Raw genomic sequence first — 26,267 nt, forward strand, 5'->3', positions numbered from 1 at the left:
ATGTTTATTAATTATTTAGTGACAGCCCTAAGGGCATTTAAACAGCAAAAACAGCATTTTCTGCTTAACATTATTGGTTTAAGTGTTGGTTTAGCTGCGGCTATTTTAGTGGCCATGTTTGCCTTTAATGAAGCGTCTTATGATGAGCAACAACCGAATGCTGATCGCGTGTATCGTGTATATCAATATTTTCCATCACTTGGAATGGGGGCACCCGTAGTCAATAAAGATGTGATCGCGTCTTTTAAAGACATGGCTGAAATTGAAGACATACTCTCACTTGATTTGGTCCCACCTGGCTCTGAGTTTGTTCGTGATGGGGTTGGCTACAAATTAGAAAATGTACTCGCGGCGCGTAGTAACGTGACTGATTTTATCAATATCGATATTGCAGCAGGGGATCTGGCAAAAGTACTCACTACGCCAAATATGATTGCTCTCAGTGAGCAGTACGCAATACGGATTTTTGGCAGCACGGCTATTATTGGTGAGACCTTAATACAGGGTAATAAACGTTGGCAAGTCGGTGCGGTATTTGCCGATCTGCCAGATAACACTCATTTTTTCTTTCAAGCATTAATTAAAGAGCCACCAGCAAATAGTAACTTTCAAAATAACAATGGCTATACCTATATTCGGGTTACTCCTGGCGCTGATGCTGGCAAGCTTGCAAAAGCTATTGAGCAACGTTATAGAGAGGTTGTTTATAAAGACTCTGATTATGACTCAGCGCAGCTTACGTTGAACCCTTTAACAGCCCTACATTTAACTGCCAGCTCTAATTTTGAAATGAAAATGAATGGCTCGCTTTCAACGCTGCGTATTTGTATTGGTTTAAGTATTTTGTTGGTGTTGCTAGCGGCTTTTAATTTTATCAATATGAGTATTGCGCAATCTGCAAAGCGCGCAAAAGAAGTCGGTGTTCGTAAGGCGCTTGGCGCGAGCAAATCACAAATTGTTTGCCAATTTTTAGTTGAATCATTACTTATTACCATTATTGCAGCACTGATAGCGTGCATGTTGGTTGAATTGGTAACGCCTGCTTTTAATCAATTAGTTGATCGTCAGCTAGCGCTTAATTACAGTTCAGCTTTAGGCGCAGCAATTGCAGTTGTTACCTTGTTGGTAGGTTTGCTTGCGGGGATTTATCCTGCGATGTTTATGTCGGCGTTTAGTGCCAAACGAGTACTTAGTGGTGACATACAACGCGGCCGCACAGCCATTGCCGTTAGAAAAAGCTTATTGGTTTTACAGTCTGCGTTGTCGGTCGCGCTGATCATTGCCGCCTTATTGCTACAACAGCAGCTGGCACATTTGCAATCACTCCCTGTTGGTTACGCAAAAGAAGGCAAGCTGATGATCAGTGATATTGACGCAGGAGATATATTCTATAACCAAAACAATGTGCTGTTAGATCGCATTAACGCTATTGATGGTGTGAAACAAGCCAGCGTAATAGATATTTCACTAACCGGTGCTTATAACTCGTCACGGACATTTACGGCTGATAACGGCCAGTTTACCAAACAAACATTACCCTTTATTGGCGTAGGTAATGATGCTGTGAGTGCTTTGGATTTATCACTGGTAGCTGGGCGTGACTTTAGTGCAAAAATGGGGGCTGATTGGTTTAATAAAGTCAGTGATACTCAAGCTACCGCGTCAGCAATATTGACCGAATCTTTAGCTAAACAAGCGGGCTATGCAACAGCAGAAGATGCAATTGGTAGCATTTGGCGTACTGACACAGGTTACGGCCAAAAGCTTACCATAACGGTTGTTGGCGTTGTTAAAGATATAAAAGTAGGTAGCGTTAAAGATACACAGCCCTCAACTATCTTCATTTGCGGTTACACCAGTAGCTGGGTTGGTAGAATTATCGTTAATCTGGATTTAACACAGCTCCCGCATGTTAAGTCACAGCTTGCTAATATTTTGGCCGAAACGCTTGATATTTATGACCCAAAAATAGAAATGATGGCTGACAATTACCGTGCGCTTTATCGTAATGACGAACGCGCCACTGAGTTTGTCACTTTGTTCTCTGGCTTAGCTGTATTCTTAGCGTGTGTGGGGACCTTTGGGTTAGCGTCATTCTCGGTATTACGCCGCCAAAAAGAAGTCGCGGTACGCAAAGTACTTGGCGCATCACGCATCAGCATTATGAACCTACTGGCGAAAGAGTTTTTGCTTTTAGTTGTGGTGAGTGTAGCCATAGCATACCCGCTTACTTATTGGCTGGTGGGCGATTGGCTCGCAAACTTTAATGAGCGTGTTGATCAAGCTATCTGGGTTTATTTGATAGCAGCTCTTAGTGTTGCTGCTATTACTTGGCTTACAGTCGCCAGCCTTGCCTTTAAAGCCGCCAGTACACGACCTTCGTTGACACTGCGTTATGAGTAACAATTAACAAACTCTCAAAACTCCAAGCCTAGCAATATTGCTAGGCTTTTTGCTGTTATATTTTGTCGCCATAAATGACGACCTACAACATAAAGCTTAAATATCTTTAATTTTCACAGCAGGATTACCGACAACAACAGTGTTCGCGGTCACATTTTTGGTAACGACTGACCCTGCGCCCACGACAGCATTATCGCCAATGGTAATGCCTGCTAATACTATAACTCCCGCGCCTATCCACACGTTATTGCCTATGATAATGGGGGCTGTAAAGTTCTCTTTATTGAGCCGTTCTGTAGGATTAACTGCGTGCGAAACTGCTAATAGCTGTACATTGGGGCCAATTAAGCAGTCACTGCCAATATTTATTGTGCCTTCACTTATTGGCGTATCTAACACGGTGCAGTTAATGTTTATAAATGTACGATCACCTATATGTATTTGCGAGCCATAATCACAATGAAAGCCCGCCTCAATAATAACGCTCTCGCCAGAGTGAAAAAATAGCCCTTTAATACGCTTTAAATTACCTTTACTTGGGCTTTTTGCAAACAAGCGGCAGATTTCATGGGCGATTTTGCGTTGCTCTAAATATGATTTATCGAGGCTGTTGAATTTATTCATGAATTAACGCCGTTATTTATAATTGCACTTAGCTTAACTTGATTGCTAATAAGGTCAACGCTTGATGGGGCTTATTATATTTTTATGAAAAAAGCGGTATTTTTATACATTCACTTGCCATTTATGTTGTTTCGTTTAAAATCCCCTAACTTTCGAAACGAAACTTAAATGGTTTGCTTAATGACTAAACGAAACACCCAGCAACGTCGTCACCTTATTCTTACTCAAGTTAATGAGTTAGGCGAGGTAGCCGTAGATATTTTAGCTGAGCAGTTTCAAACCTCTGAAGTAACCATTCGTAAAGACCTAACAGCCCTTGAAAAAAGCGGGTTGTTACTGCGCCGTTATGGCGGTGCAATTGCGCTACCGCAAGAAATTGTCAGTGATGACATTGATTCAAAACGTAAAGTGGCGATTGCAAAAGCCGCAGCAGCACTTATCAAAGATCATAACCGCATTATTATCGATAGTGGTCGCACTACAGCCGCAATGATCCCCGAGCTGGGTAATAAGCGCGGTTTAGTGGTGATGACCAATGCAATTAAAGTGGCTAATCGCTTATTGGCGCTGGAAAACGAGCCAACACTTTTGATGACCGGTGGTACCTGGGACCCGCATTCTGAGTCGTTTCAGGGGCAGGTTGCAGAGAGTGTTTTACGTTCTTACGATTTTGATCAGCTATTTATTGGTGCCGATGGCATTGATGTTGAGCGCGGTACTACTACCTTCAATGAGCTTGTGGGCTTAAGCCAAGTAATGGCAGGTGCTGCCCGAGAAGTGATTGTGCTGGTGGAGTCAGAAAAAATCGGCCGAAAAATCCCTAATTTAGAATTACCTTGGCAGCAAGTGACTACGCTTATCACCGACAGCAACTTGGCGCTTGATGCTCGCCAAGCTATCGAGGCATGCGGTGTGCAGTTGATTTGCGCTGAGCTATAAACTTACAAATTCATGTTTATTACAGGCCGACAACACTTGTGATGTACATTTAAATATTAAACAACACATACAAACCCAAAGTTGACGCTTTGGCATGTGCAAAAGGAGATAATATGTGTGGAATCGTTGGGGCAGTTGCAGAACGCCCAGTAAATAAAATTTTAGTCGAAGGCTTAAAGCGCCTTGAATACCGTGGTTACGACTCAGCAGGCGTGGCATTGCTTGAAGGCAACAGCCTAAATACCGTAAAAGCGGTAGGTAAAGTAGCAAACCTCGAAAGCGCGCTGAATGAAGCCGGCGTTAGCGGCCACACCGGTATTGCGCACACTCGCTGGGCAACTCACGGCGGCGTGACTAAAGCAAATGCGCACCCGCATATTTCAAACAGCGAAATTGCCTTAGTACACAATGGTATTATTGAAAACCATGCCAGCTTACGTGAAGCGCTAAAAGGCGATGGTTACGAGTTTTTATCAGACACAGATACCGAAGTTATGGTGCATTTAATTCATCAACTTCGTCAGCAACACACTTCTTTACTTGCGTCAGTACAAGCGGCAGTTAAGCAGTTTGATGGCGCATTTGGTACGGTAGTATTTGATAAAGCTAACGATAATGAAATTATTGTCGCCCGTTCAGGCAGCCCGCTAGTAATCGGCTTAGGCCTTGGCGAAAACTTTATTGCTTCAGACCAATTAGCCTTATTACCGGTTACGCGCAGCTTTATTTACCTTGAAGAAGGCGATGTAGCGCGTATCACCCGTGATAGCGTAGAAATCTTTGATGTAGACGGTAACGCTGTTGAGCGTGAAGTGATCGAATCAAACATCACTCAAGATGCATCAGGTAAAGGTGAATACCGTCACTATATGCTTAAAGAAATTTACGAGCAGCCACTTGCTGTACGTAATACCCTTGAAGGGCGTTTAAATGACGACCGCGTAGCGATTGATGCCTTTGGCGACAGCGCGCAGCAGATTTTTAAAGATGTAAAACACGTACAAATTATTGCCTGTGGTACCTCTTACCACTCAGGTATGGTTGCACGTTACTGGCTTGAGCAATTTGCAGGCGTTAGCTGTAACGTGGAAATTGCCTCTGAGTTTAGATACCGCCAATCTTACGTACATGAAAACAGCCTGCTAGTAACGATTTCACAGTCGGGTGAAACAGCCGATACTTTAGCTGCATTGCGCTTAGCTAAACAGCAAGGCTACATGGCATCAATGACCATTTGTAACGTACCAGGCTCATCACTGGTGCGCGAATCAGACCTTGCCTTTATGACCAAAGCCGGCGCTGAAATTGGTGTTGCTTCTACTAAAGCATTTACCACGCAATTGGTTGGTTTGTTAATGCTTACTGCGTCTATCGCGCAAGAAAAAGGCCTAGATCAAAGCACTATTGTTAACGCCATTAAATTGCTTCCAGCTAAATTAGAAGAAACTTTATTACTTGCTGATGGCATTGCCGACCTTGCAGAAGAGTTTGCCGACAAGCACCACTCACTGTTTTTAGGTCGTGGTTCACAATACCCAATTGCAATGGAAGGCGCGCTTAAGCTTAAAGAAATTTCATACATTCACGCAGAAGCCTACGCAGCAGGTGAGCTTAAACATGGCCCACTCGCGCTGATTGATGCCGACATGCCCATCATCGTTGTAGCACCAAATAACGAATTGCTTGAAAAGCTTAAATCAAACGTAGAAGAAGTCCGTGCTCGTGGCGGTATTATTTACGTATTCGCTGATAAAGACTCACACTTTGAGTCAGACGACACCATGCGTGTGATCAACGTAAACCACGTAGATGACGTAATAGCTCCAGTTGTATATACAATTCCATTACAGTTACTTTCATACTACGTAGCGGTAATTAAAGGCACCGACGTTGACCAACCACGCAACTTAGCCAAATCGGTTACTGTTGAGTAAAATGAATAGGTTATGGTTAATGTGCTGTGGGTGGACAATAAAGTTCCACCCCATACAATAAAGTATCATACCGAACAATAAAGGTTCATACTTGTTAGGCTTTCACTTACAGAGGTACGTACGAAGACACTCTGATATTGCACATTTGTTCTTTCTATCTGTAAAATTGAACTGATTAAAAAATGAAGGGATTCATCAAATGAAAGAAAAAAAGCAACGTGACCTTATTAAAATGGTTATTTTTATCTTCGTTTTTGTCGCGATTATCATTATTGTACTTTTTAATTTGCGTTTTGGGTTTAGCTTTAGTACAGGGTTAGAAACGTGGGAGAAAACCGCTAGCTATTTCAATAATATTCTGTCTCCCTTTCTAGTAACAGCCACAATTATGTTGCTGTTTGTGACTTGGAAAGATAACAAAAATGAATTAAAGCAGATAAGGAAGCAGAATGAAAGACATCAAAAGCAAACGGAAAGCCATCAAAAGAGCCAAGACATATGAATCAATTCTTTACTTAAAGAACAGTTTATTTTATTTTTGCTAAAACTTTTAGCTACAGTCTAGGTAATTGATTTTAGTGAAACTTTATTATTTTATATAAAACAAATTTCATCTATTTGGCTGTTGAAAAAGCAGTTTACTCAATTATTGTTGGTGTTTCCTAACACTGTAAAGTAATTGTTATCAAAGCCGCGGCAACTAGCTGTTTTTTTAGCCTGAATCTTCAATACATAAAAAATTTTAATAGCTAAAAAATACAATGACAGAGCTCCTGCTATCCATAAAAAGGTGGTAATGAAAAAGGAATATTTAGAGATGAGTTTAGTGCTTTTTCATGAGATTTATAGGGAAGTCCAACATTTTTGGCTGTTTCAGATAGGATTTGATAAAGTATATGAACCTTACAGATATATAAAAGTCAGTAGTAACTGCCAATACTAACATTGAGTGTCTGAGCTCACTGATAGAGACTAGATCACGCAGAATCTATGATAGATGGTAATCACCCTTCTATGGCATAAGCTTGTCTGGAACTCCCTCCTTGTGGGAAGTACTTTGTCCCTCAAAAATAGCATAAGTTCGCATTAACCATCTGCTATCACCAGCAGAGTCAGAGCCAGGAGCTTTTCGTCCATGGATTGCTGTGCGGTTATTCACAAGAATTATATCGCCTGGGTTTCCTACTACCTCGGAAGATGAGGTAATAATTGCTTCATTTAACTCTGATATTGCATTTTTCACTTTATCGGCATTTGTTCCCTTTGGGTCATAGCTGACCTTGCCATGGCTATACCTTATTGAGAATGGATTCAAAAATAAAATGGGAACGTTATATAGGATCCGATCTATATTAAAAGTTGCTTGTGGACGAATAATGAATTGAGGTAAGGCTAACTCGTCCATTGCGGAAACGCTGAGCCTTTCTAATATATCGCTAAGTGATGCTACGATAGTGGGAACCTTATTAGGGTTTCTTAGAACAATAAGCATTACATAGTCTGGACTAGGACTTTCATTTAGAATATTTACTTCTTGTGGCATACGATGAGCAACAGCGTCAGTATGTCCGCGCATCGCATTTTGTGATTTTTTATTATTTGGATTAGCGACTAAATTAACAAATAACTCACCATTATTTTCACTATAATAACTGCAAAGCTTTAGGCCAAATTTGCTAGCTATACCATTAGCTGTATTAGCTGCTGACCACCAATATTTGTCATCAGAAACTTGAAACTCAGTTGGAGTTAACGGGTATGTGTGTGTTTCGAATGCTCCCCTTAATATAATAACAGGTTCTTGAGATTGGATAGATGATTCAATCCCTAATGCCAGTTCCTCTGAAAGAAAATGGCTATCAGCGAACAATAGTCCATTGGTATGTGGATCTTTCCTTGGGTCAGTTTCGTTTTGTTCATCTCCATTTAAACGAAAGTTACTTAAATCAAATTCGGTCACTGTCTACTCCTTACCCAAGTAATTTTTCATTTCACTTTTCTTTCTATCATTTATAGGCTAATCTGTGATAGAAAACAAGGTAAAAAGTACTGTAATCTTGACTAAAAAGTATATATGCATGAAAAGAGTAGTGATTTTAAAAATGAACGGTGAAAGGATTCTCTTTTCGCCGTTTTCTCGTTTGTCTAATATCTCTACTTTGTGGGCCTGAAGGCAAAACTATGCATAGTTAACCACCGATAGCAGTTTTCAGAAAGATTGTGGAGAGGAGTTTATTATGAATCAACCAGTGGAAATAGAGAAATCAAGTAGCGCAAGGAAAGCCAGAGTGGCTAAAGGGGATCGTCATAAATTGTCAATAGACGCTAAAAACTTTAAACAGACTAGAGAAACAGCTAGCCTTTTTTCGAGAGATGCACCTGTTGAACGGAAAGATAAAAGAAAAAAAGCGGTAAAACAGGGAAAAAAGCGAGTGCCTGCAAAACTAAAAACTCTGACTAGCGAAAACTTTGGGAGAAGGTCATCTCCCTTGAGAGTTAGGCTTTACTACCCTAAGTATAAATTACAAAACGCAAATAAAACTGAAAAACTTGATAGGTATCAAAGGTTTATTTTTAATGCTAGGAAGTGTATAAAGCGAGATTATCACAAAGAAAGTAATAGCTATATTGTTTGGGTGTCGGAGGTGGGAAAATTCGGTTTGGTTTGCACGAGCCCTTTTAGTCACCAGGCTGAAGAATCTTTGGTAAAAAAAATAGAAACTCTAGTTGTGGAATCATCAGAAGAAGACTTGGTTATTTGGGGTGATAGGCTCCGAAAAATAGAATATGAGAAAGAAGTCCAACAAAAAGTTGAAGAAATCAGAGCCACCTCTTGCTCTGGCAACATAGGGATGTATACAGATAAGCTATCTAAAGATTTGTTACAACAAAAAGCAGATTCGACAGATGTTTCATTTAATGAGTATTGCGGCAATAGAGTAAGAGATTACATATTGGAATATTCGGGTTTCTATGATGTAAATCTGGATGAAGTAAAGAAAGAAATCTTAGATGTTAATCGTAAAGAGAATATTGGGGATAAATGTAAGTGGGTGCTCAGAGTTCCTCAAAAAATACACGCGCACCTTCTTTATATGTCCAACGAAATTGGTTTGACAGTTCAAAATATTGTATATGTAGCACTCAAAAAATAATTATAATCAAAGAATGCCTCGGCTAAGAGCTTTAGGCGAGACATTCTTTTAATAGGTGCTTATATGCAGAGTGTACATGGCTTATCAAAGAGCTCAGCCTTAATGTGATGATATTGAGCTAAAACTTTAGGTTGTGTTTTAATAGGGATATATGTCGTTAGGGTGAAACTTTATTATTTGAAATCTAGGCCAATCTGACAGAGTCTCCAGTTCAGTATGAAACTCTATTTTCCCATCTTCAAATTTCCAAACAAAAACACAGGCCCTAGAGCACCGCTTAGTATGAAACTATATTGCGGGGCTACATGTGCACGTTAAATAATGTTCGAAAGGTAATCCCCCCATTTTTAATGGAGGCGAGCTGTAGAATTTCCGTTGTTTAACTTTTCCAGCTTTTGTATTGGTGTTATACCACCTAAGCCCATGTTAGGCCGTTCATTATTATAAGTCCATAGCCAATCAGTCGCTCTGTCTTGTAACTCACTAATATCGCTATAAATATAATGACTCAGCCAGTCGTAACGAACCGTTCGATTGAAGCGCTCTATATATGCATTTTGCTGCGGGTTACCCGGTTGAATAAACCGTAATTCGATATCATTATTCAACGCCCATTGCGCTAGCTGCTTACTAATATATTCTGGGCCATTATCACACCTGATAGCTTTTGGTTTTCCGCGCCATTCTATAATTTGATTTAACGAGCGGATCACACGTTCAGCAGGCAATGATAAATCAGCCTCAATAGTCAGTCCTTCACGATTAAAGTCATCAATGACATTAAACAGACGACACGCTCTGCCATCTGCTAATTGGTCATGCATAAAATCCATTGACCAACATTCATTAATGGTTTCTGGTACTGCCAATGGCTCAGGCTTATCTCTATTTAAGCGTTTCCTAGGCTTGATACGCAAATTTAACTCAAGCTCACGGTAAACTCGTTTGTGATTCCATTTATATCGTTTTACATTGCGAAAATATAAAAAGCATAGCCCAAAGCCCCAATTGCGCTTTGATTCAGTCAAATCGAGTAACAGCTCTGCTATTTTTAAGTTTTCATTTTTTAATGTCGACGTATAGCGATAACACGTTTCACTGATCATGAAAGTGCGACAGGCTAAGGCAATACTCATTTTATTTGTACTAACGACTTCATGTGCCAATATCTTGCGCTCAGAAGCCTTTACCACTTTTTTGCCATAGCCTCTTGAATCACCTCGGATTTAAGTCGCTCTTCAGCATACATTTTCTTCAAACGACGGTTTTCATCTTCAAGTTCTTTCATTCTCGTCATTAAAGAGGCATCCATACCGCCGTATTTTGCGCGCCATTTATAGAAAGTTGAGTTGCCCATACCATGTTCACGGCATAGCTCAGGGATCGGGACACCGCTTTCGGCTTGCTTCAAAATAGCGAGGATCTGACTGTCTGTAAAATGTGCTTTTTTCATAATTTTCTCCCGTGTTTACAATAAGAGAAAATTCTACATTTGACACCCATTATTTTTCGGGGGGATTACCGAAACAGGGTTTAATGTGCGCAACAAATTTGAAAGTACGCAACTTATAAGTTCGCTACTGGTAAAGAGTACGAAACAAAATGGTCACGATATGTGGCCGTTTTTTATTCATAATGTATACTTACTACAAACTTGACAAAACTTGACTTCACTATATACTCCTCGCCATGCAAAAGAGACTTAATATCAAAAGCGCACAAGATGCAATGGAACAAGCTGGGTTGAATCAAACCGCAGTCGCTGAGTCTTTGGACGTAACAAAAGAAGCAGTTTCACAATGGCTAAATGCCAAATCTTTCCCAAGACCTAATAAACTTTTGAAGCTTGCAAAACTCTTACAACTAAGTTTTGAAGAGCTTGTAATTAATGATGAGCCAAACGCTCCTTTGATAGCTTTTCGCAAAAAAGCAGGTACAAAGACGAAAAATCATCATATAGAAAAAGCACAAGAAATAGGTCGCTTTTTACGTCATCTAGTACCTTACCTACCTTTTGAAACGCTGGAAATGCCACCAGTGCTAAAATCACCGAATCGTGATTACGAATATTTACGTCAGGTAACTGCTAAAGTTCGTGCTGACATTAATTTAGGTGAAATAGAAACTGTCGATTTCGACCATTTAATTCGTAGATTTACTGAGCTCCAAGCTGTCGTGGTTCCTGCTTTGTGGGGAACAAAGCAACGCCATGAGAATGCTATACATATCCACTTACCTGATTCTCAAACAACTTGGGTTTATCTAAATTTAGACACAAACATCCATGATTTTAAGTTTTGGATGGCACATGAACTTGGCCATTGTTTATCTCCGTCTCTATCAGGTGATGATGCAGAAGATTTTGCTGATGATTTTGCTGGCGCTTTGTTATTTCCGTTTGCTCTTGCTGCAAAAGCATATACAGAGATAAACAATCAAAGAACTAGCGCTGCAAAAATACAAAAAGTCATTGATTTGGCTGACGAGCAAACCATATCGCCTTATACCGTTTTAGGACAAACCAATAAATATGCAGCATATAAAGGTTTACCAGACATAGAGTTAAGTAGGTCGTTTAATGGTGCGGTCACTAATTTTAACAAACGCTTTCATAACTTAAGTGATGCGTTATTGGGTGATATTCAAAAGCTTGATGCACGAGAATTTATAAATAGAACTGAAAATGCATTTGAGACACCTTTCTTCGAGTTACTTAGAAAATACCTAAAAGAACAAAACAAGGGGCCTGGATATGTTCAAGTGGTTATGGACATGCCATTGCTCGATGCTCGGAGCATACACTCTGAGTTAACTTAATGCCTCAATCAAAGATACTTGTAGATACCAACTCTTACCTCAGATTAGCACAAACAATACGACCACTTTTGTTTGTGCCTTTCGGCGACAATGAATATTGCTTATATATCCTGCCTGAATTAAATGATGAGCTAGCTAATAGGCGATTAAACTCTAAATTTCCTTGGGTTGACGAAGCCGAATATTCAGAAAATCGAAAAAGCTTTCCAACTGTCGGTCGTAAGCAAAAAAGAGCTATTCTCACTAACTTTGATTTTATTTGGGACTTTGTTCAAACCGAGCTACCAGGCCCATCGAGAGTAGATGCTTTATATATCGCTTACGCTTTAGAGCTAGGCGTTCCTGTTGTCACCGACGACCAAGATATGACAGAGCTTGCAAAAGAATTTGAAGTTCCAGTTATGCCGACATTAGAGTTACTAAAAATTATGCATGACAGTAATCATGCTGATTTAAAAAAGATTAAAGGTATTATTGAATACTGGCGAGCTATTGGTGACTGTCCCGCTAATTTGCACCGTGACTTAAAAAAGTTCTTCCCCGATCTCTAATTGCCCACTCAACTCCTCACTTATTGATCTACATACGTAAAAGAGTAAACTGAAGCTAAATTGTAATTTTTAAATATAAGTGGGATTTACTCAAATGAGTTATCCTATTCTGACTAATAAAGTTAATGATCTTACTCTTTTTCGATTAGCCATAAGCGACGTATTGTCGACCGATAAGGTGAATAACTATTGACGGCTTAAGCGGAGTGAGTTGGAAAAACACTATCGAGCCGATATACAAAATTAAGTCTTGTGAGCGGTAAGTTAACTAAACAAATCAAGGAAAGATTATGAACAGAGTACAAGCACAACAATTATTGCAAACAGCTTTAGCAAATCCAACGGCTGAATTTCGTGATGGACAATGGGAAGCCATTGATGCACTCGTTAATCATCGTCAGAAACTCTTAGTAGTCCAGCGAACCGGTTGGGGTAAAAGCTCGGTTTATTTTATTAGCACTAAAATATTTCGTGATCGTGGTATGGGGCCAACGATTATTGTCTCGCCCTTACTGGCTTTGATGCGCAACCAGATAGAGTCCGCGCAGCGATTGGGTATTGTCGCTGAAACCATGAACTCTTCCAATCAAAACGACTGGCAGGCGGTAACCCAACGTATTCTGAATAATCAGATTGATTGTTTATTAATATCACCAGAGCGATTAGCGAACGACAACTTTATTGAAACGGTGTTGCAACCGATTGCTGACCGTATCGCCTTGATGGTGATTGACGAAGCCCACTGTATATCGGATTGGGGTCACGATTTCCGCCCAGATTATAGGCGCATTGTTAATATTTTACGCCAGCTACCGGCCAACACCCCTGTTTTAGGTACTACTGCTACAGCAAATGATAGAGTCGTTGAAGATATACAAACGCAGCTTGGTGATATTCAAATTCACCGGGGTCCGTTAATACGAGAAAGTTTAGCATTGCAAGCAATGACACTCCCTGATCAAGCATCTCGTTTAGCATGGCTTGCACAAGTGATTCCAACCTTACCTGGCACTGGTATTGTTTATATCCTAACGGTGCGAGACGCAGAGCAAGTTGCTAATTGGCTATGTGAGAATGGTATAGATGCAAAAGCCTACCATGGCAGTGTGGAAGCGGAAGGATTTGAAAATAGTAACTTGTACCGGCAACACCTTGAGGAGTTACTCTTACATAACGATTTGAAAGTACTTATTGCAACGACTGCTTTGGGTATGGGTTATGATAAGCCAGATCTAAGCTTTGTTATTCATTATCAAGCACCTGGCTCTATTGTTGCTTATTATCAACAAGTTGGGCGTGCAGGTCGTGGTATAGAACACGCGATAGGCGTGCTTATGTCGGGAGTTGAAGACCAAGATATTCATGCATTCTTTAGAGATTCAGCCTTCCCTACAGGCCAACAAGTCGACGAAATATTAAACGTACTTGAACAGAGTGATGGACTTTCGCTTCGTAATATTGAAGAGCAAACTAATTTGCGTCATGGCCAGATTGAAAAAGTGCTCAAGTTGCTTAGTGTCGAAAACCCCGCGCCAGTAATTAAAGAAGGTAGCCGCTGGTTAAGAACACCTATTCGCTACCAAATGGATCATGCCAGAATTGCTCATTTAACAGGACAAAGAGTTCAAGAGTGGCAAGAAGTGCAATCGTATATTCAAGATGCTGGTTGTAAGATGACATTTTTACGCCGTGCATTAGATGATCATGATCCTACTCCTTGCGGTAAGTGTGCTACTTGTCTTGAACAAGCTGTTATCGATGTTGCGGTTGAACCAGCTCTAGTGCATCGAGCAGGTACATTTTTAAAACATGCTGAAATGGTTATTAAGCCAAACGTTCAGGTCGCGGCAAATGCGTTTGAAGAATATGAGTTCAGAGGAAATCTTCCACAGCAAATTAGAGCACAAGAAGGGCGTGTTCTATCACGATGGGGAGATGCTGGATGGGGCCGAACGGTTGCAGATAACAAGCATGAAGGTCGATTCTGCGATGATTTAGTTGCAGCAATGGCTGAAATGATTCAACAACGCTGGCAACCTAACCCTGCACCTCAATGGGTATGCTGCGTACCTTCTCGGAACCATCCTGAATTAGTACCAGACTTTGCTCGTCGATTAGCCGCAAGATTAGGCCTACCTTTTGTAGATGCGATTAGTAAAGTCAAAGATAATCAACAACAAAAAGGGCAGCAAAACCGGTTCCACCAGTGCCATAACTTAGATGGTGCGTTCCAAGTGGCACAACGTTATCACAGTCAACCTGTGTTATTAGTGGATGACATAGTTGACTCAGGTTGGACGTTAACAGTGATAGCTGCATTATTACAACAAGCTGGCAGTGGTTTGGTTTATCCGATTGCTTTAGCTTCATCATCGGTAAAAGATTCATGAGTATTTCCACAACGTTGTCATCAACAGCACAAGCAACGCTGTTATTGACCAGTTACTTCTCGAAAGCGAGCAGTGAAAAAACTAAACCGCTGACAAATGCAGAGTGGGGTCGATTTGCCTTATGGTTGAAAGAAAAGTCCATTACCCCCGCGGATTTATTGGAGCAAGATCCTGTACCATTACTGCAAGGTTGGTTTGACTCACGAATTAGTGCAGAGCGCATAATTGAGCTGTTAAATCGAGGCCACAGCTTGGCTCTTGCAATGGAAAAATGGCAGCGAGCAGGTTTATGGGTGGTTACCCGCTCTGATCCTGAGTATCCAAGACGACTTAAACAACGCTTGAAGACTGATTCTCCCCCAGTCCTATTTGGGTGCGGTAATAAAGATTTATTAAATGCGGGTGGCTTGGCCGTTATCGGTTCGCGTAATGCGAGTGACAGTGACTTAGCATTCACCGGTGAAATAGGTGCAAAAGCAGCCTATGAAAATATTGCTATTGTATCAGGTGGAGCTCGTGGTGTTGACGAAACCGCTATGTTAGGCGCAATTCGAACTGACGGCGCTGTAATAGGTATTATGGCTGATAGTCTTTTAAAAGCAGCGACAAGCAGTAAATGGCGAAAAGGTTTAATGGACGGTCACGCAGTGTTGATATCGCCTTTTTACCCTGAAGCAGGGTTTAGTGCCGGCAATGCCATGGCAAGAAACAAATATATCTATTGCTTGGCCGATAGCTCCTTGGTTATACACTCAGGCAAAAAAGGCGGCACACTAAATGGAGCTGAAGAAAATTTAAAAAAAGCATGGGTGCCACTTTGGGTAAAACAAACTGACGACAAAGATGCTGCAAATGCTGATTTGGTTGGTAAAGGTGGACGTTGGTTAGAAGAATATGGCAGTAACTTTGCCGTCTCAGATTTATTTAATATTGCAAGTAGGCATGCAGATCAATCCTCAGTAGAACAGGCGGATCTCTTTTCTATGCCTGAGCAGTCAGAATTGCTAGATGAACCTGAAATCAAAGCTGAAAAAGAGCAAGCTCAACTCGGAGCTGGCGATACATCAGAAGAAGTGCTCGAAGCAGATGAGCAAAGCAATTCTTCAAACGAACCGATTCCTGATAGTTCTGCTACCAAAACTGGACCTATTGATTTTTATCAATTATTTACTGAAGAGCTTAATAGGTTGGCTCAGGAATCAATTAAGCTAGAATATTTGATCGAGCAAACCCAGCTTCATAAGTCACAACTTACAGCTTGGTTGAAGCGAGCTGAAGATGAAGGGGTTGTGAAAAAACTGAATCGCCCTGTACGTTACAAAATCGAGAATAACAAATAGAAAGACATATTCGAAGAAGTGTTAATTGGCGAACTTTACTGGATGGAGCCTAATCGCATATATTTAAGGTGTAATATATGCTTCGTTCGTATCTGTAATTCTGTTAGCTTAAAAAATTACCAACATCTCTTAAGGATAAGTCATGCGTTTATTTGCTGCCATTTGTTTTATTAGCTTTAGTATTTTTAGTTCTCAAAGTGCCTTGGCACAACCGAACACCAAACAACAAACCGTAGATTATTCTCAGTTCACGCACACTATTAAATCGGCTGTATTAAATGAAGAACGTACTGTTGTCGTTCAATTGCCTAAAAGCTACCAAGCTGAACCCGATAAAGTTTATCCGGTAATATATCGCTTAGATGGAGCGGGTAATATACCGCTTGCTAGTGCTGTTATTGAGCGCTTACAAAATGATAATCGTGCGCCTGAGGTTATTATTGTCGCTATTGAAAACACCAATCGACTCAGAGATTTTTATCCTACAGTGAACAAGGAACCACAGGGCCCAGTTGGTGAAGGGGGCGGTGCAGCAACGTTTTTAGCATTCTTTGAGCAAGAGCTTATTCCTCTCATTAATAAGAATTATCGCACGCATGACTATAAGGTTATTTCTGGCGCATCTGCTGGTGGTGTATTTGCGCTATATGCATTGCGGGCAAACCCTGAACTATTTCAAGCGCACATTGCGTATAGCCCCGCAGTTTGGTGGAACTATGGTGCATCGGTAAAAAGTACAAAATCGTTTATAGCGAAAAACAAAGAGCTTAACAGCTACGTTTACATCAATATTGGCGAAGAAGCTGGCATAATGCGCGAAAGGTACGATGAACTACAGCAATCTATGCAATCGCATAAAGTGCGAGGGTTACGCTTTTTTAGTGATGCGTTTGCTGGCATCTCGCATAACCTAACTTCTGTCGCAGGGGCATTTAATGCCTATCACAACTTATTTTTACCTAAACAAATGCCAATGAGTGCTTTAACTGACGATGTTGCGTCTATTGATGCATATTATAAAACATTATCTCAGCAATGGGGCCAGCAGATATCTCCACCAGACCGTGCTGTTAGATTACTTGGTTACAACCTAACGGATAGCAAGCTGTTTGCCCGTGCTATTGAGGTGTTTAAGTACAATTTAAAAAACCACCCCAAATCCGTCGATGCGCTTTCAGCTCTATCTTATGGTTATGAAATGCAAGGTGATACTCGTCAAGCGCTTGAATATATGGAATCTGCTTTGGCCATTGCAGATGACTCATATCCTTATATAAATTACTTAAAAGAAACAAAAGCTAGGTTGCAAATACAGTTAAATAATAAGCGTTGATATAAGATTAATGCCACTCATTCTTTAGTGAATGGCATTATCATGGGCTGGTAGCTTTCGTTTTGAGTTTAGTGGCACTGATCTTCCAAACTTAGTTAAGCTTTCGATATTTTAAACAGCTGCTTTGTTATGGCAGGGCTTCCTCTGTGCCTAAGTTCCGATCTGGTTGTTGCTCTTCTTGTTGAGCTGATGTGAGTGCACGTTTGAGCCATAGCAGCCCAAATAAAGATGCAATAACACTACCAACAACAATAGCTATCCAAACAGTCCAAATTGCTAACGCGAATACGTTAATGGTAATAAAGCTAATGACGAGAGAAAGGCCAATTCTTGCAAATGTAATCCAAAAACCTGGCCATGATCTTCCTATGCCTTGAAAAATACTGGCTTCAATGAAAGCAACGGCAAAAAAGAGGTAGCCTAATGGCACGATGCGAAAATATTGCAGGGCATACTCTGTGACAAGCGGATCAGCTGTAAAAATGGCCACAATATAAGGAGCAAAAATTAACACCAGTAAACTAAACAGCAAGGCGGAGCCTGAGCCATACCGTACAGACACATTTAAAACTGCACGAACTCTATCGTGATTACCTGCTCCGATATTTTGCCCAATCATCGACATTGCAGCAAAACCAAAGCCAATAGCGGGAATAAAAGCAAAAAACTCTATTCTAAAACCGATAGCAAAAGCGGCGGCCCCTGCTTCTAAAAAAGTAGCTGAAACAAGAAACATTAATGCAGAAAAACCCAGTGGATTAAGTACTTGGTTGAGCGATGCGGGCAATCCAATATCGATGACTTTTTTTACCGACGACCAACTTAGTTGTAAATATTTTAGGTGTAGCGGCACCATCATGGTGGGTTTCATCAATAACCTTAAGGCTAGTACAATAAAAACAGCTTGAGAGATCAAGGTTGCATACGCGGCACCAGCAATACCCAACGCAGGGAAACCTGCATAGCCAAAAATAAAAATGGGATCAAGCACCATATTAATCATAGTGGAAAGGGCGAAGAGTTTAGTCATGGTAAAGTTATCACCCTGGGCATTATAAGAAATCGAGATCATCATCATTAAAAATGTCAGTATCGATCCCGCAGTGATTACAGTGAAATAGGGGGTTGCTAGCGGTAATATGTCGCCAACTGCGCCAGAAATAATCAGAAATTCATTACGGAAACTAAAAATGAACAGGGTAAAAAGCAGTGCCGCAATAATGGTTAATAGAAAGCCTTGACCGAGTACTCGCTCAGCGACGGCTATTTTCTTTGCCCCAATATTTTGCCCAACTAAGACAGAAGTGCCAACAGAGATACCCATTGCCAAACTGATCATAATAAATAAAATTATTTGTGAAATTGATACTGCGGCAATGGCAGAAGCTGAAATTTTCGCAACCCAAAATGCATCCACTAAGTTGTAGAGGGAATGAAAAAACATTGAGAGCATCATAGGCCATGCCAAAGACCATAACTGCTTTGGAATAGGGCCACTTGTTAGGTTTTGTCCTTGCATTGTTTAACCTTCCTTAATTTCAATGACAATAGATCTTCTACTTAGTCGTATGAGCAAGCGCACAATCGACAAATCACAAAACTTACGGCGATACTTTTTATTGTGCGTTTAGTTAAAGCATTGTATCCAATATTATCCTCATTGTCTTATGCGGGTACGGCCACCATAGTAGCGTTATTGGGAATAAACGGCCATTTGGGCGTTGCTAATGGCCGTTAGTGTAATAAAAAACAAGGAGCAGTTTGAAAAACCGCAATAGGTTGTGGTTTAATTTGTTGATAAAATATCATGGAAGTGCGGAGTAAACTCGCGCCTACAAACAACATAAACCTGCTCGTAATTTGTAGCTCGAAATTGGCTACTGATATTTAAATCACTAACCTAACCCCTACTTACATACGCTAAAATTACAGGTTATTTTTTAGTAATGAGCCCGCACTTTTTATGACCTCAGCCGCAAACCTTAGCAATTTCAACGAATTTGGCCATATTTTAGAGCTACTCGCATATTCTCTAGTAGTAAAACGCGAGGTAGCAACGTCGATTGAAAATATAAAACCCTCGCCCCTGCAGGCGTATTTAAATAAGCAAAATTGAGTTGTAATTTTTAAGCATATTAGGCTTGTAGAGTGTTTTAGTTGAGGGGGATTAGATGATCTGTGTAGCCAAATTGTCATATAGCATTGTTATACTGCCTTGAACTTTATTCAATAAATCACACATGACAGATAGAATCGCCATTTTCGAGCAAGCGGCTAATTGGGCTGAGTTATCTCAAAGCTTGTCAGATGAACAACAGCAACAACTTAGAACCTGGCTAGATGAGGCGCCGGAACATCGTGATGCGTATCAAAAATGCCTTAAAATGTGGCATTCTGATGAACTTGAAAGCATGCTTGAAGAACAAGCAGAGCAACTCACGGTAAGCAGTAAAAAACCGATAACTAAGTGGTTGTGGGCAAGTGCATTTTGTTCAGTTTTTTTGCTGATCGCTGTTAACTTTTTAGCTTTACAGTCACCCGCTAAACCTGAAAGTATTATTGCAAAAACAAGCACCTCACAATCACGCTATGTAGATTTACCTGATGGCTCAGCCATGAAGGTTGGCCCGCAAAGCACCCTTAGTTACTTATTTACTGAGCAGTTACGTAAAGTTGAGCTAAGCCAAGGTGAGTCGCTTTTCTCTGTGCAACATCTAAGTGATAACCAACCATTTATTGTTGATGCTGGAGATACACAGGTTACAGTAACGGGCACTGAGTTTTCGGTAGATAAAAGCGACTTTGGTACTCAAGTTATTGTAGTTCATGGCAGCGTTCATGTTGCAAATCAGCTAGATAACACCACCGTTGAGTTAACCGCTGGGCAAAGTGTTGAAATCATTGATGGAAAAATGGGAGAGGTAAAACATTTGCCTAAGTCATTTAACCATTACTTAGATCTAGATAACCCACAATCACAATGGCTGGATGCGTATCAAATGAGTTTGGGTTCTGTACTTGCAAAGCTTGACCGACAAATGAGCGAGCAAATTAGCTTAGAAGATAATGCCCTCAAATCAATGCTTGTTACTGGTCGGTTTAATCTAAACACGCCAAAACAAACGCTGCAGATGCTTGCCTTAGCCAATAAACTAAGAGTATCGCAATACTCGGGGCAAATTATTATACGTAATAACTAGTATGCAAAGAGTAAGCGGTTTATTGCTGTTACTCTGCCTCTGCAATAGTCAGCTTAGCTTTAGTCAACAGGCTATAACTGCCTCTAACTCTAATGAAAATTTAGTGATAGTTCAGGCTAATGATTTATTTAGCAGTTTAAAAATGCTTTCAGAGCAAACCGGTGCAGCCGTTTTTTTTGCCGTTGATCTGGCCAATATATCTGCCGATTTTTATTACTCAGGTGACAATGATTTAACGCGCATCATTGAACTGATAGCAACTCACTACCAAGTTAATATTGAGCAATTAGAAGGTTCTTTAATCGTGTCTGAGTTAATAACAGCTACAGATAAGAATGATGAACTAATTAATACGCCAATTCTCCCCGCAAAAAAAGATATCCCACTTGAAGAAGTGCTCATTAGTGCTTCGTCAGTGCAGACTAAGAGGGCTCGCAGATATTCAGTTAATAATGATGTGAACCCCGATGACGCTGTGCGAGTTGAATCAATATCATTAATGAATGCCGCGAGCTTTGCGACTAATAATTTAGCTGATTCATTGCTTAATGTTGCAGGAGTGTCGGCTAGTTATGACAGTGCTGAGGCAAGGCAGGTTGCAATGCGAGGATTAAGTGGTGATTTTATTCATGTTGCATTAAACGGTATGCAGACCCTTGCGATACATGGCTCTTCTCTTGATAGCAGAGAACAAAATGAACGTGCGCTCGCATTTGATTTTAATGTGTTGCCAAGTGAGTTATTTGAAAAAGTAGATATTGTTAAAGAGTATAGTGTTGATCAGGATAGCGCAGGCATAGCGGGCAATATTAATCTATATACGAGCAATGCTGATCAGCTTATGGATGAAGAGCCGCAATTAAATGCCATGTTTGAATACAGCCAAACAGACTTTGTTGATAAACCAACACATCGTGGTGCGTTTTCCTGGCAATACAAACGCCGACATTGGTTTTATATGCTCGGCGGCAGTGTAAATAATAAAGTAACGCAAGAGCAGGGGTACAATACCTATCGCTGGCGACAGTTAGATATTGCAAGTACTGACATTAGCCAACTTAGTACTGACATACAGAAAAAGCTACAAGCGCAACAGGTTTACTTTCCGCGAGGAAATAGATATTCAGTTTGGAATAATACTATTAAACAGCAAGGTGTTACCGCTGCTGTACATTATTATGGTGATAACTTTAGCCATAAACTTGATTGGTTATATGCAGCGCTTAATAACCAAAAGCAGGAGTATCATCTTGCAACTCGAGGGATCAGCTCCTCGGCACTCGCAGCTGGTAGCGAGCAGCCGAGTAAAATTACGCAGCTTGAAATTGATCAATATGACTATTTGCGTTTTGCAGAGTTTGAAAATGCGCAAATAGCTACTGAGAGTCGGCAACTAAACAAAAAGACACAATTTTCGCAGCTCACTTGGCGAGGCGATTATTGGCTTTCTCCTAAGCTGAAGTTGAATTGGTTGTTAGGGAGCTCGAAAAACGAGTTAGACGTGCCAAAAGATGAAAAAGTATTTTTAAAAGCATTTAGTAATTTAACAACCGACTACTCCCCTCAACTGACTTATCCTCATAATAGTTACGGTATGGATTTACAGTCGAGTAAACAATGGCAACTGGACGAAATTGATATACAGGCTAATCAATCATTAATTGAGCAACAACAGGGTAACATAGGCTTTAGTTACCAGCATGACGCAACCCTTTGGCAATTTGGTGTCCAGTATAAGCGCTTTGTCGATGAGCGAGTTCAAAAACAACAAGATGACCTTTATAAAAGAGAATTTAATATAGGTCTTTTAGATAGTGCACTTGATAGTGAATTAAGTAAGATCGTTGATTATCATAAAGACGTTTCTTGGCTAGGGGTAAATAATAGCAATGTGGCCAAGCGTTACTTAACCGATATTCGCCTCGATAGTGGCAATATTTTAGATTCGCAAAGTTATAGCCTAGAGCGAATTAACAGCGCCGCTTGGTTGCAGTATGGGTATCAGCAGGATGATTACAGTGTAGATTTAGGTGTGCGTATCGAGCATTTTGATGAACAAGTCCGCCAAGCCAAAAATCTTGAAGGCACAAGTAATCGTTATTCACGGCCGCTCTTTTCAGCTAATTTTAGATATGCACTTTCAGCTAACTGGCAAACCCGCTTAAATATAAGTAAAAATCTTACCCCTGTTGCCACCAAATATTTTAACCCAACAAAGCAACCATTATCGGGTATTGCCGGTTATGAAGTGAGTAACACAGCGCTATCAGCTTATGAAAGTCAGCAATTTACAATGCAGTTGATTGGTAATGTCGATTCACACACTCAACTTGTCAGTAGTGTGTATGCTAAAAAATTATCAGGATTAATCAATTATCAGCAGCTTGCTTATGATAAGGATTTATATCAGCGGGTGAACCAAGCAACGGCTTGGGTGAAGGGTATCGATATTGATTTAACCCACCACTTATATCCAGATATAACACTTAATGCAGCTTACAGTTATGCTGATAGTGAACGAGACTATCGTTTTGCCGATATGTTTAAGTTTACTGGACCATTAGAAGGGCAATCTAAGCATGTGGCTAATTTGTCACTAGATTACCAGCAACAAACATGGGGCAGTAGACTACAGCTGAATTATCGTAGTGGTTATATTAGTGAAGTAAATTACCAGCAAGTATGGGTTGATCAGTTCGAAACGGGGTTTTTACCGTTTAGGCGTATTAATTGGTCTGCTTATTTTGCTTTAAACGATGTACTTGAATTAAATGTTGGCGTGAATAATTTTAGTAATGAATATTACCTAGAGTATGCAGGCCAACATCATGCTATATACAACACCACTCAAGCAGGAAGGCAGTATTATCTGCGCTTTATATTGATGCTGTAACGACGCCATTTTTAGCTTTAACGCAATTAGAAACCTGGGTAACCAGTAGGCAGCGATGAGTTAAGTTTGTTGATAAAGTTACCATCGTTAAAAGGGGTGTTAGCTTTATCAAAGCTGGTGGTATTAAATAAATATTGTAAATCAGCATTGGTTGTTGCTACATCACCTTGCATTAACTGCCACGAAGCTAGTGTTGGTGTATGCCATGCCCCAGTTGCGTTTTCTGCCAGCTCTTGCGCACCACCTGGTCTAAATACGTGAGTTGATGCGCCATCTTTATGATACACAATGCGAACATGTTGTTGCTGAGCATCATCGTAAGCGTAATCGCTTTTGGCAGCTGTAACAGCACCGCGATGCTTCGAGTAACTAATATGAGTTAAATTGTTATTGGTAAGCCATACAATTACGTATTCCCAGTCATGTCTATGGCTGAAAACATCATCAAACCATGCGTTATCTATCGCCTGATCTTTCTCAAAGTACAACGCATACATATGAGCACAATATTGAATACTACCATTATTAACGCAGGTACTACGATGGTTGGTGTTTGAGTTAGCTAAATCAGAGTTATCCCGGCAACCCCCTCCAATGCTGCCTGTGGGCTTTAATCCGCCATTAGCTTGACCATTACGACCAATCCCAACAGATGGGTAGCAGCCATCAGTATCATAATCAAAACGAGGGGCCCACTTTTTAGCCTCACTGGTTGTAAATTCTGCAATTTTTGGTGGCGGAGCAGCGTGTACTGCCTGACAAAAAAAGGATGTACTTACAAAAGCTAAAGTATAGATAAAGCATGATTTTTTCATTTTACGTTTCCTTGAGTTTAGTTTGAATGTCCTATTAAAGAGCAAACTAAACATACCAAGGAGACAATTTTTATTATGAAGCTTTCATTACCAAGCAGGTTATTCAGCATGCATAGCAAGTTGCGCGAGTGCGCGGTTTATATGTTTTTTTACAGCATCTTCGCTTAAATCCAACTCTTTGGCTATGTGCTCTCTGCTTTGGTTGTATAAACGACGGCGGATAAAAACTTGTTGGCGCATAGGCGGCATATTTTTTAGTACCGCCTGGATTGTTGATATTTGTTGGTGCTGTGAATAGCGCTGCTCAATACATTCAGACTCTCGGGTATCAAGCGTTTCATCGTAAGGTTCGCTTTTTTTAGCTGATAGCTTCCATGCAAAATGACGTGCGACAGTTACTGCATAAGCCAGAGGATTATCGATTTTTTTATGTTTATCTTGCTCGATCACCGTGGCAAATGTTTCTTGGAACACATCAGCCTCATCTTCAGGCACTTTGACCCATTTACGGATTGCGGCTTTCAATTTTTGTTCATCTTTTAACAACTCAGTTGTAATTGAAAATTCGCGTTTACTCACGGCTATATTCTTATTTTTAATTTAAAAATCTACCCTATGCTGACAGACAAATATGACAACCAAATTAACTTTTATCGCATTATGAACAATTAAAAAAATTAATTTTTTTTTGGCGCCTTTTTAACTTTTAACTTCTCTTTACAGGCATTAACAACTCGCTTTTAAGTAAAAATACAGGGTCGATATGTTTAGTAAAGGGTTGCAAGTTATTAGCGTTATGGTTTTTTTATCTGCCGTCAGCTTGCCAGTAAAAGCAGCTGTAAAACTTAATCAGTTACAGGTAATTGGTAGTCATAATAGTTATAAAACAGGGCTTGATGAGCAGATGGTCAATAAGCTTGATGAATTACAAGCCGGGTTTGCAGATCAAATTAGTTATGCGCACCCTACGTTAAGTAAACAGCTGGACTTAGGGCTAAGACAGCTTGAAATTGACGTACTCGCAGACAGTCAAGGTGGCCGATATTCAAACCCACTAGGTCAAGCATGGACTAAAAATCAACTATACAGCGACGTGCAAAAGCAGCAGCTTGCAAAGCCTAGTTTTAAAGTACTGCATATTCCTGATATTGATGTGAGCAGTCATTGTGTTTTATTTACTGAGTGTTTAACGCAATTAAAAAGCTGGTCAAATCAACACCCTCGTCATCTACCTATTTATATTTTATTTAATGCGAAAGAAACTCGTTGGGAAGAAATTGCAGGCGTTCAGCCTGAGCTTTTTTCAGTGGATCACTATCAAGCCTTGAGTAACGTTATTAGTAAAGTGCTAGGGCAAGATAAATTACTCACCCCAGCAGACATCAAACAGCCCAATCAAAGCTTAGCAGAATCGATAAAAAGTCAGGGCTGGCCAGAATTGGAGAGCGTAAGAGGTAAGTTTGTATTTATTTTTGATGCAAATGAACGCCAGCTACAGCGGTTTGCTCAAGTACCAAAGCCCAACATGTTTGCAGCGTGGCCGATTACTCATCCAGATGCCGCTTTTCTATTGTTTAACAACCCCCAACAGCAACACGAATTAATAACGCAGGCTGTTACACAAGGCTTTATCGTCAGAACCCGTGCCGATGAGTTTAATGCAACAAAGTCACCAAGCAACCGCGCTATTAGCGCCATCAGCTCTGGTGCACAGATCATTTCAAGCGATTTTTATTTAGGTGCAAAGCAAGCGCCCCTAAATGCCCCCTTTGTCAGTTTTAAATTAGTGGACAAGCAAGATGATAAACAGCCTATAAATCCGTTTGTACGCTGTTTTAGCTCTGTCACTGATTGCCCACTTTAACTTTTAATT

Annotated in this window: 19 protein-coding genes; 13 read left to right on the forward strand and 6 right to left on the reverse strand. The window is 40.4% G+C overall.

The annotated features are described in order from the left end of the window. A complete protein-coding gene (locus ENH88_RS07270; protein ID WP_304181206.1) occupies nt 1-2,403 on the forward strand; it encodes an ABC transporter permease in 2,403 nt (800 codons plus the stop codon). A 96-nt stretch (nt 2,404-2,499) separates the two neighbouring features. Here ENH88_RS07270 and ENH88_RS07275 read toward each other — a convergent pair whose 3' ends face one another. After that, nucleotides 2,500-3,027, reverse strand: coding sequence for a sugar O-acetyltransferase (locus ENH88_RS07275; RefSeq protein WP_304181208.1), 528 nt, complete (start codon nt 3,025-3,027; stop codon nt 2,500-2,502). A gap of 180 nt (nt 3,028-3,207) precedes the next feature. On the opposite strand from ENH88_RS07275, the gene ENH88_RS07280 reads away from it, so the two are divergent. From ENH88_RS07280 to ENH88_RS07290, 3 genes are all read left to right on the forward strand, one after another. Further along, nucleotides 3,208-3,966 carry a DeoR/GlpR family DNA-binding transcription regulator gene (locus ENH88_RS07280; protein WP_304181211.1) on the forward strand — a complete coding sequence of 253 codons (759 nt, stop codon included), beginning with the start codon at nt 3,208-3,210 and terminating at the stop codon, nt 3,964-3,966. A gap of 113 nt (nt 3,967-4,079) precedes the next feature. Beyond that, the gene (gene glmS / locus ENH88_RS07285) at nt 4,080-5,900 is read left to right on the forward strand and encodes a glutamine--fructose-6-phosphate transaminase (isomerizing) (RefSeq protein ID WP_304181212.1); all 1,821 of its coding nucleotides are present in this window, start codon (nt 4,080-4,082) and stop codon (nt 5,898-5,900) included. Between the two features lie 199 nt (nt 5,901-6,099). Further along, nucleotides 6,100-6,402 (forward strand): hypothetical protein, encoded by a 303-nt coding sequence (locus tag ENH88_RS07290; protein WP_304181214.1) that lies wholly within the window; start codon nt 6,100-6,102, stop codon nt 6,400-6,402. A gap of 510 nt (nt 6,403-6,912) precedes the next feature. Here ENH88_RS07290 and ENH88_RS07295 read toward each other — a convergent pair. Then, nucleotides 6,913-7,860 carry a TauD/TfdA family dioxygenase gene (locus ENH88_RS07295; protein WP_304181216.1) on the reverse strand — a complete coding sequence of 316 codons (948 nt, stop codon included), beginning with the start codon at nt 7,858-7,860 and terminating at the stop codon, nt 6,913-6,915. Between the two features lie 277 nt (nt 7,861-8,137). On the opposite strand from ENH88_RS07295, the gene ENH88_RS07300 reads away from it, so the two are divergent. Next, entirely contained in the window at nt 8,138-9,055 is a 918-nt protein-coding gene (locus ENH88_RS07300) for a hypothetical protein (RefSeq protein WP_304181218.1), read from the forward strand. 347 nt (nt 9,056-9,402) lie between these two features. Here the strand turns inward: ENH88_RS07300 and ENH88_RS07305 are convergent. Next, nucleotides 9,403-10,508 (reverse strand): IS3 family transposase gene (locus ENH88_RS07305; protein WP_304181220.1). Its coding sequence is split into 2 segments (ribosomal slippage): nt 9,403-10,256 and nt 10,256-10,508, totalling 1,107 coding nucleotides; the frame shifts between segments, so codons are not numbered across the junction. 236 nt (nt 10,509-10,744) lie between these two features. Here ENH88_RS07305 and ENH88_RS07310 point away from each other — a divergent pair. The 5 genes from ENH88_RS07310 to ENH88_RS07330 all read left to right on the forward strand — a co-directional run bounded on the left by ENH88_RS07310 (nt 10,745) and on the right by ENH88_RS07330 (nt 17,486). Next, nucleotides 10,745-11,872, forward strand: a complete 1,128-nt coding sequence (locus ENH88_RS07310) for a helix-turn-helix domain-containing protein (RefSeq protein ID WP_304181222.1) — start codon at nt 10,745-10,747, stop codon at nt 11,870-11,872. Beyond that, entirely contained in the window at nt 11,872-12,423 is a 552-nt protein-coding gene (locus tag ENH88_RS07315; RefSeq protein ID WP_304181224.1) for a DNA-binding protein, read from the forward strand. The genes ENH88_RS07310 and ENH88_RS07315 overlap by 1 nt, the downstream gene beginning before the upstream one ends. A 290-nt stretch (nt 12,424-12,713) precedes the next feature. Continuing rightward, nucleotides 12,714-14,813 (forward strand): RecQ family ATP-dependent DNA helicase, encoded by a 2,100-nt coding sequence (locus ENH88_RS07320; RefSeq protein ID WP_304181226.1) that lies wholly within the window; start codon nt 12,714-12,716, stop codon nt 14,811-14,813. Continuing rightward, nucleotides 14,810-16,153 (forward strand): DNA-processing protein DprA, encoded by a 1,344-nt coding sequence (locus ENH88_RS07325; protein ID WP_304181228.1) that lies wholly within the window; start codon nt 14,810-14,812, stop codon nt 16,151-16,153. Before ENH88_RS07320 ends, ENH88_RS07325 begins: the two co-directional genes overlap by 4 nt. Before the next feature lie 142 nt (nt 16,154-16,295). After that, complete coding sequence (locus ENH88_RS07330) at nt 16,296-17,486, forward strand: alpha/beta hydrolase-fold protein (protein ID WP_304181231.1); 1,191 nt, start codon at nt 16,296-16,298, stop codon at nt 17,484-17,486. 127 nt (nt 17,487-17,613) lie between these two features. Here ENH88_RS07330 and ENH88_RS07335 read toward each other — a convergent pair whose 3' ends face one another. Beyond that, nucleotides 17,614-19,005, reverse strand: coding sequence for an MATE family efflux transporter (locus tag ENH88_RS07335; protein ID WP_349768648.1), 1,392 nt, complete (start codon nt 19,003-19,005; stop codon nt 17,614-17,616). A 721-nt stretch (nt 19,006-19,726) separates the two neighbouring features. Between ENH88_RS07335 and ENH88_RS07340 the strand changes: the two genes are divergently transcribed. Further along, nucleotides 19,727-20,686 (forward strand): FecR family protein, encoded by a 960-nt coding sequence (locus tag ENH88_RS07340; RefSeq protein ID WP_304181233.1) that lies wholly within the window; start codon nt 19,727-19,729, stop codon nt 20,684-20,686. A gap of 142 nt (nt 20,687-20,828) precedes the next feature. Beyond that, complete coding sequence (locus ENH88_RS07345) at nt 20,829-23,579, forward strand: TonB-dependent receptor plug domain-containing protein (RefSeq protein WP_304181235.1); 2,751 nt, start codon at nt 20,829-20,831, stop codon at nt 23,577-23,579. Between the two features lie 26 nt (nt 23,580-23,605). On the opposite strand, the gene ENH88_RS07350 is transcribed toward ENH88_RS07345, so the two are convergent. Further along, nucleotides 23,606-24,394, reverse strand: coding sequence for an NPP1 family protein (locus tag ENH88_RS07350; protein WP_304181237.1), 789 nt, complete (start codon nt 24,392-24,394; stop codon nt 23,606-23,608). A gap of 99 nt (nt 24,395-24,493) precedes the next feature. Continuing rightward, on the reverse strand, nt 24,494-24,973 hold the full coding sequence (locus tag ENH88_RS07355) for an RNA polymerase sigma factor (RefSeq protein WP_304181239.1): 480 nt from the start codon (nt 24,971-24,973) through the stop codon (nt 24,494-24,496). 184 nt (nt 24,974-25,157) lie between these two features. Here ENH88_RS07355 and ENH88_RS07360 point away from each other — a divergent pair, with 184 nt between their 5' ends. Then, entirely contained in the window at nt 25,158-26,258 is a 1,101-nt protein-coding gene (locus ENH88_RS07360) for a Ca2+-dependent phosphoinositide-specific phospholipase C (RefSeq protein WP_304181241.1), read from the forward strand. Nucleotides 26,259-26,267: the final 9 nt, after the last annotated feature.

This window comes from Pseudoalteromonas prydzensis (genome assembly GCF_011050055.1).
Taxonomy (GTDB): domain Bacteria; phylum Pseudomonadota; class Gammaproteobacteria; order Enterobacterales; family Alteromonadaceae; genus Pseudoalteromonas; species Pseudoalteromonas prydzensis_A.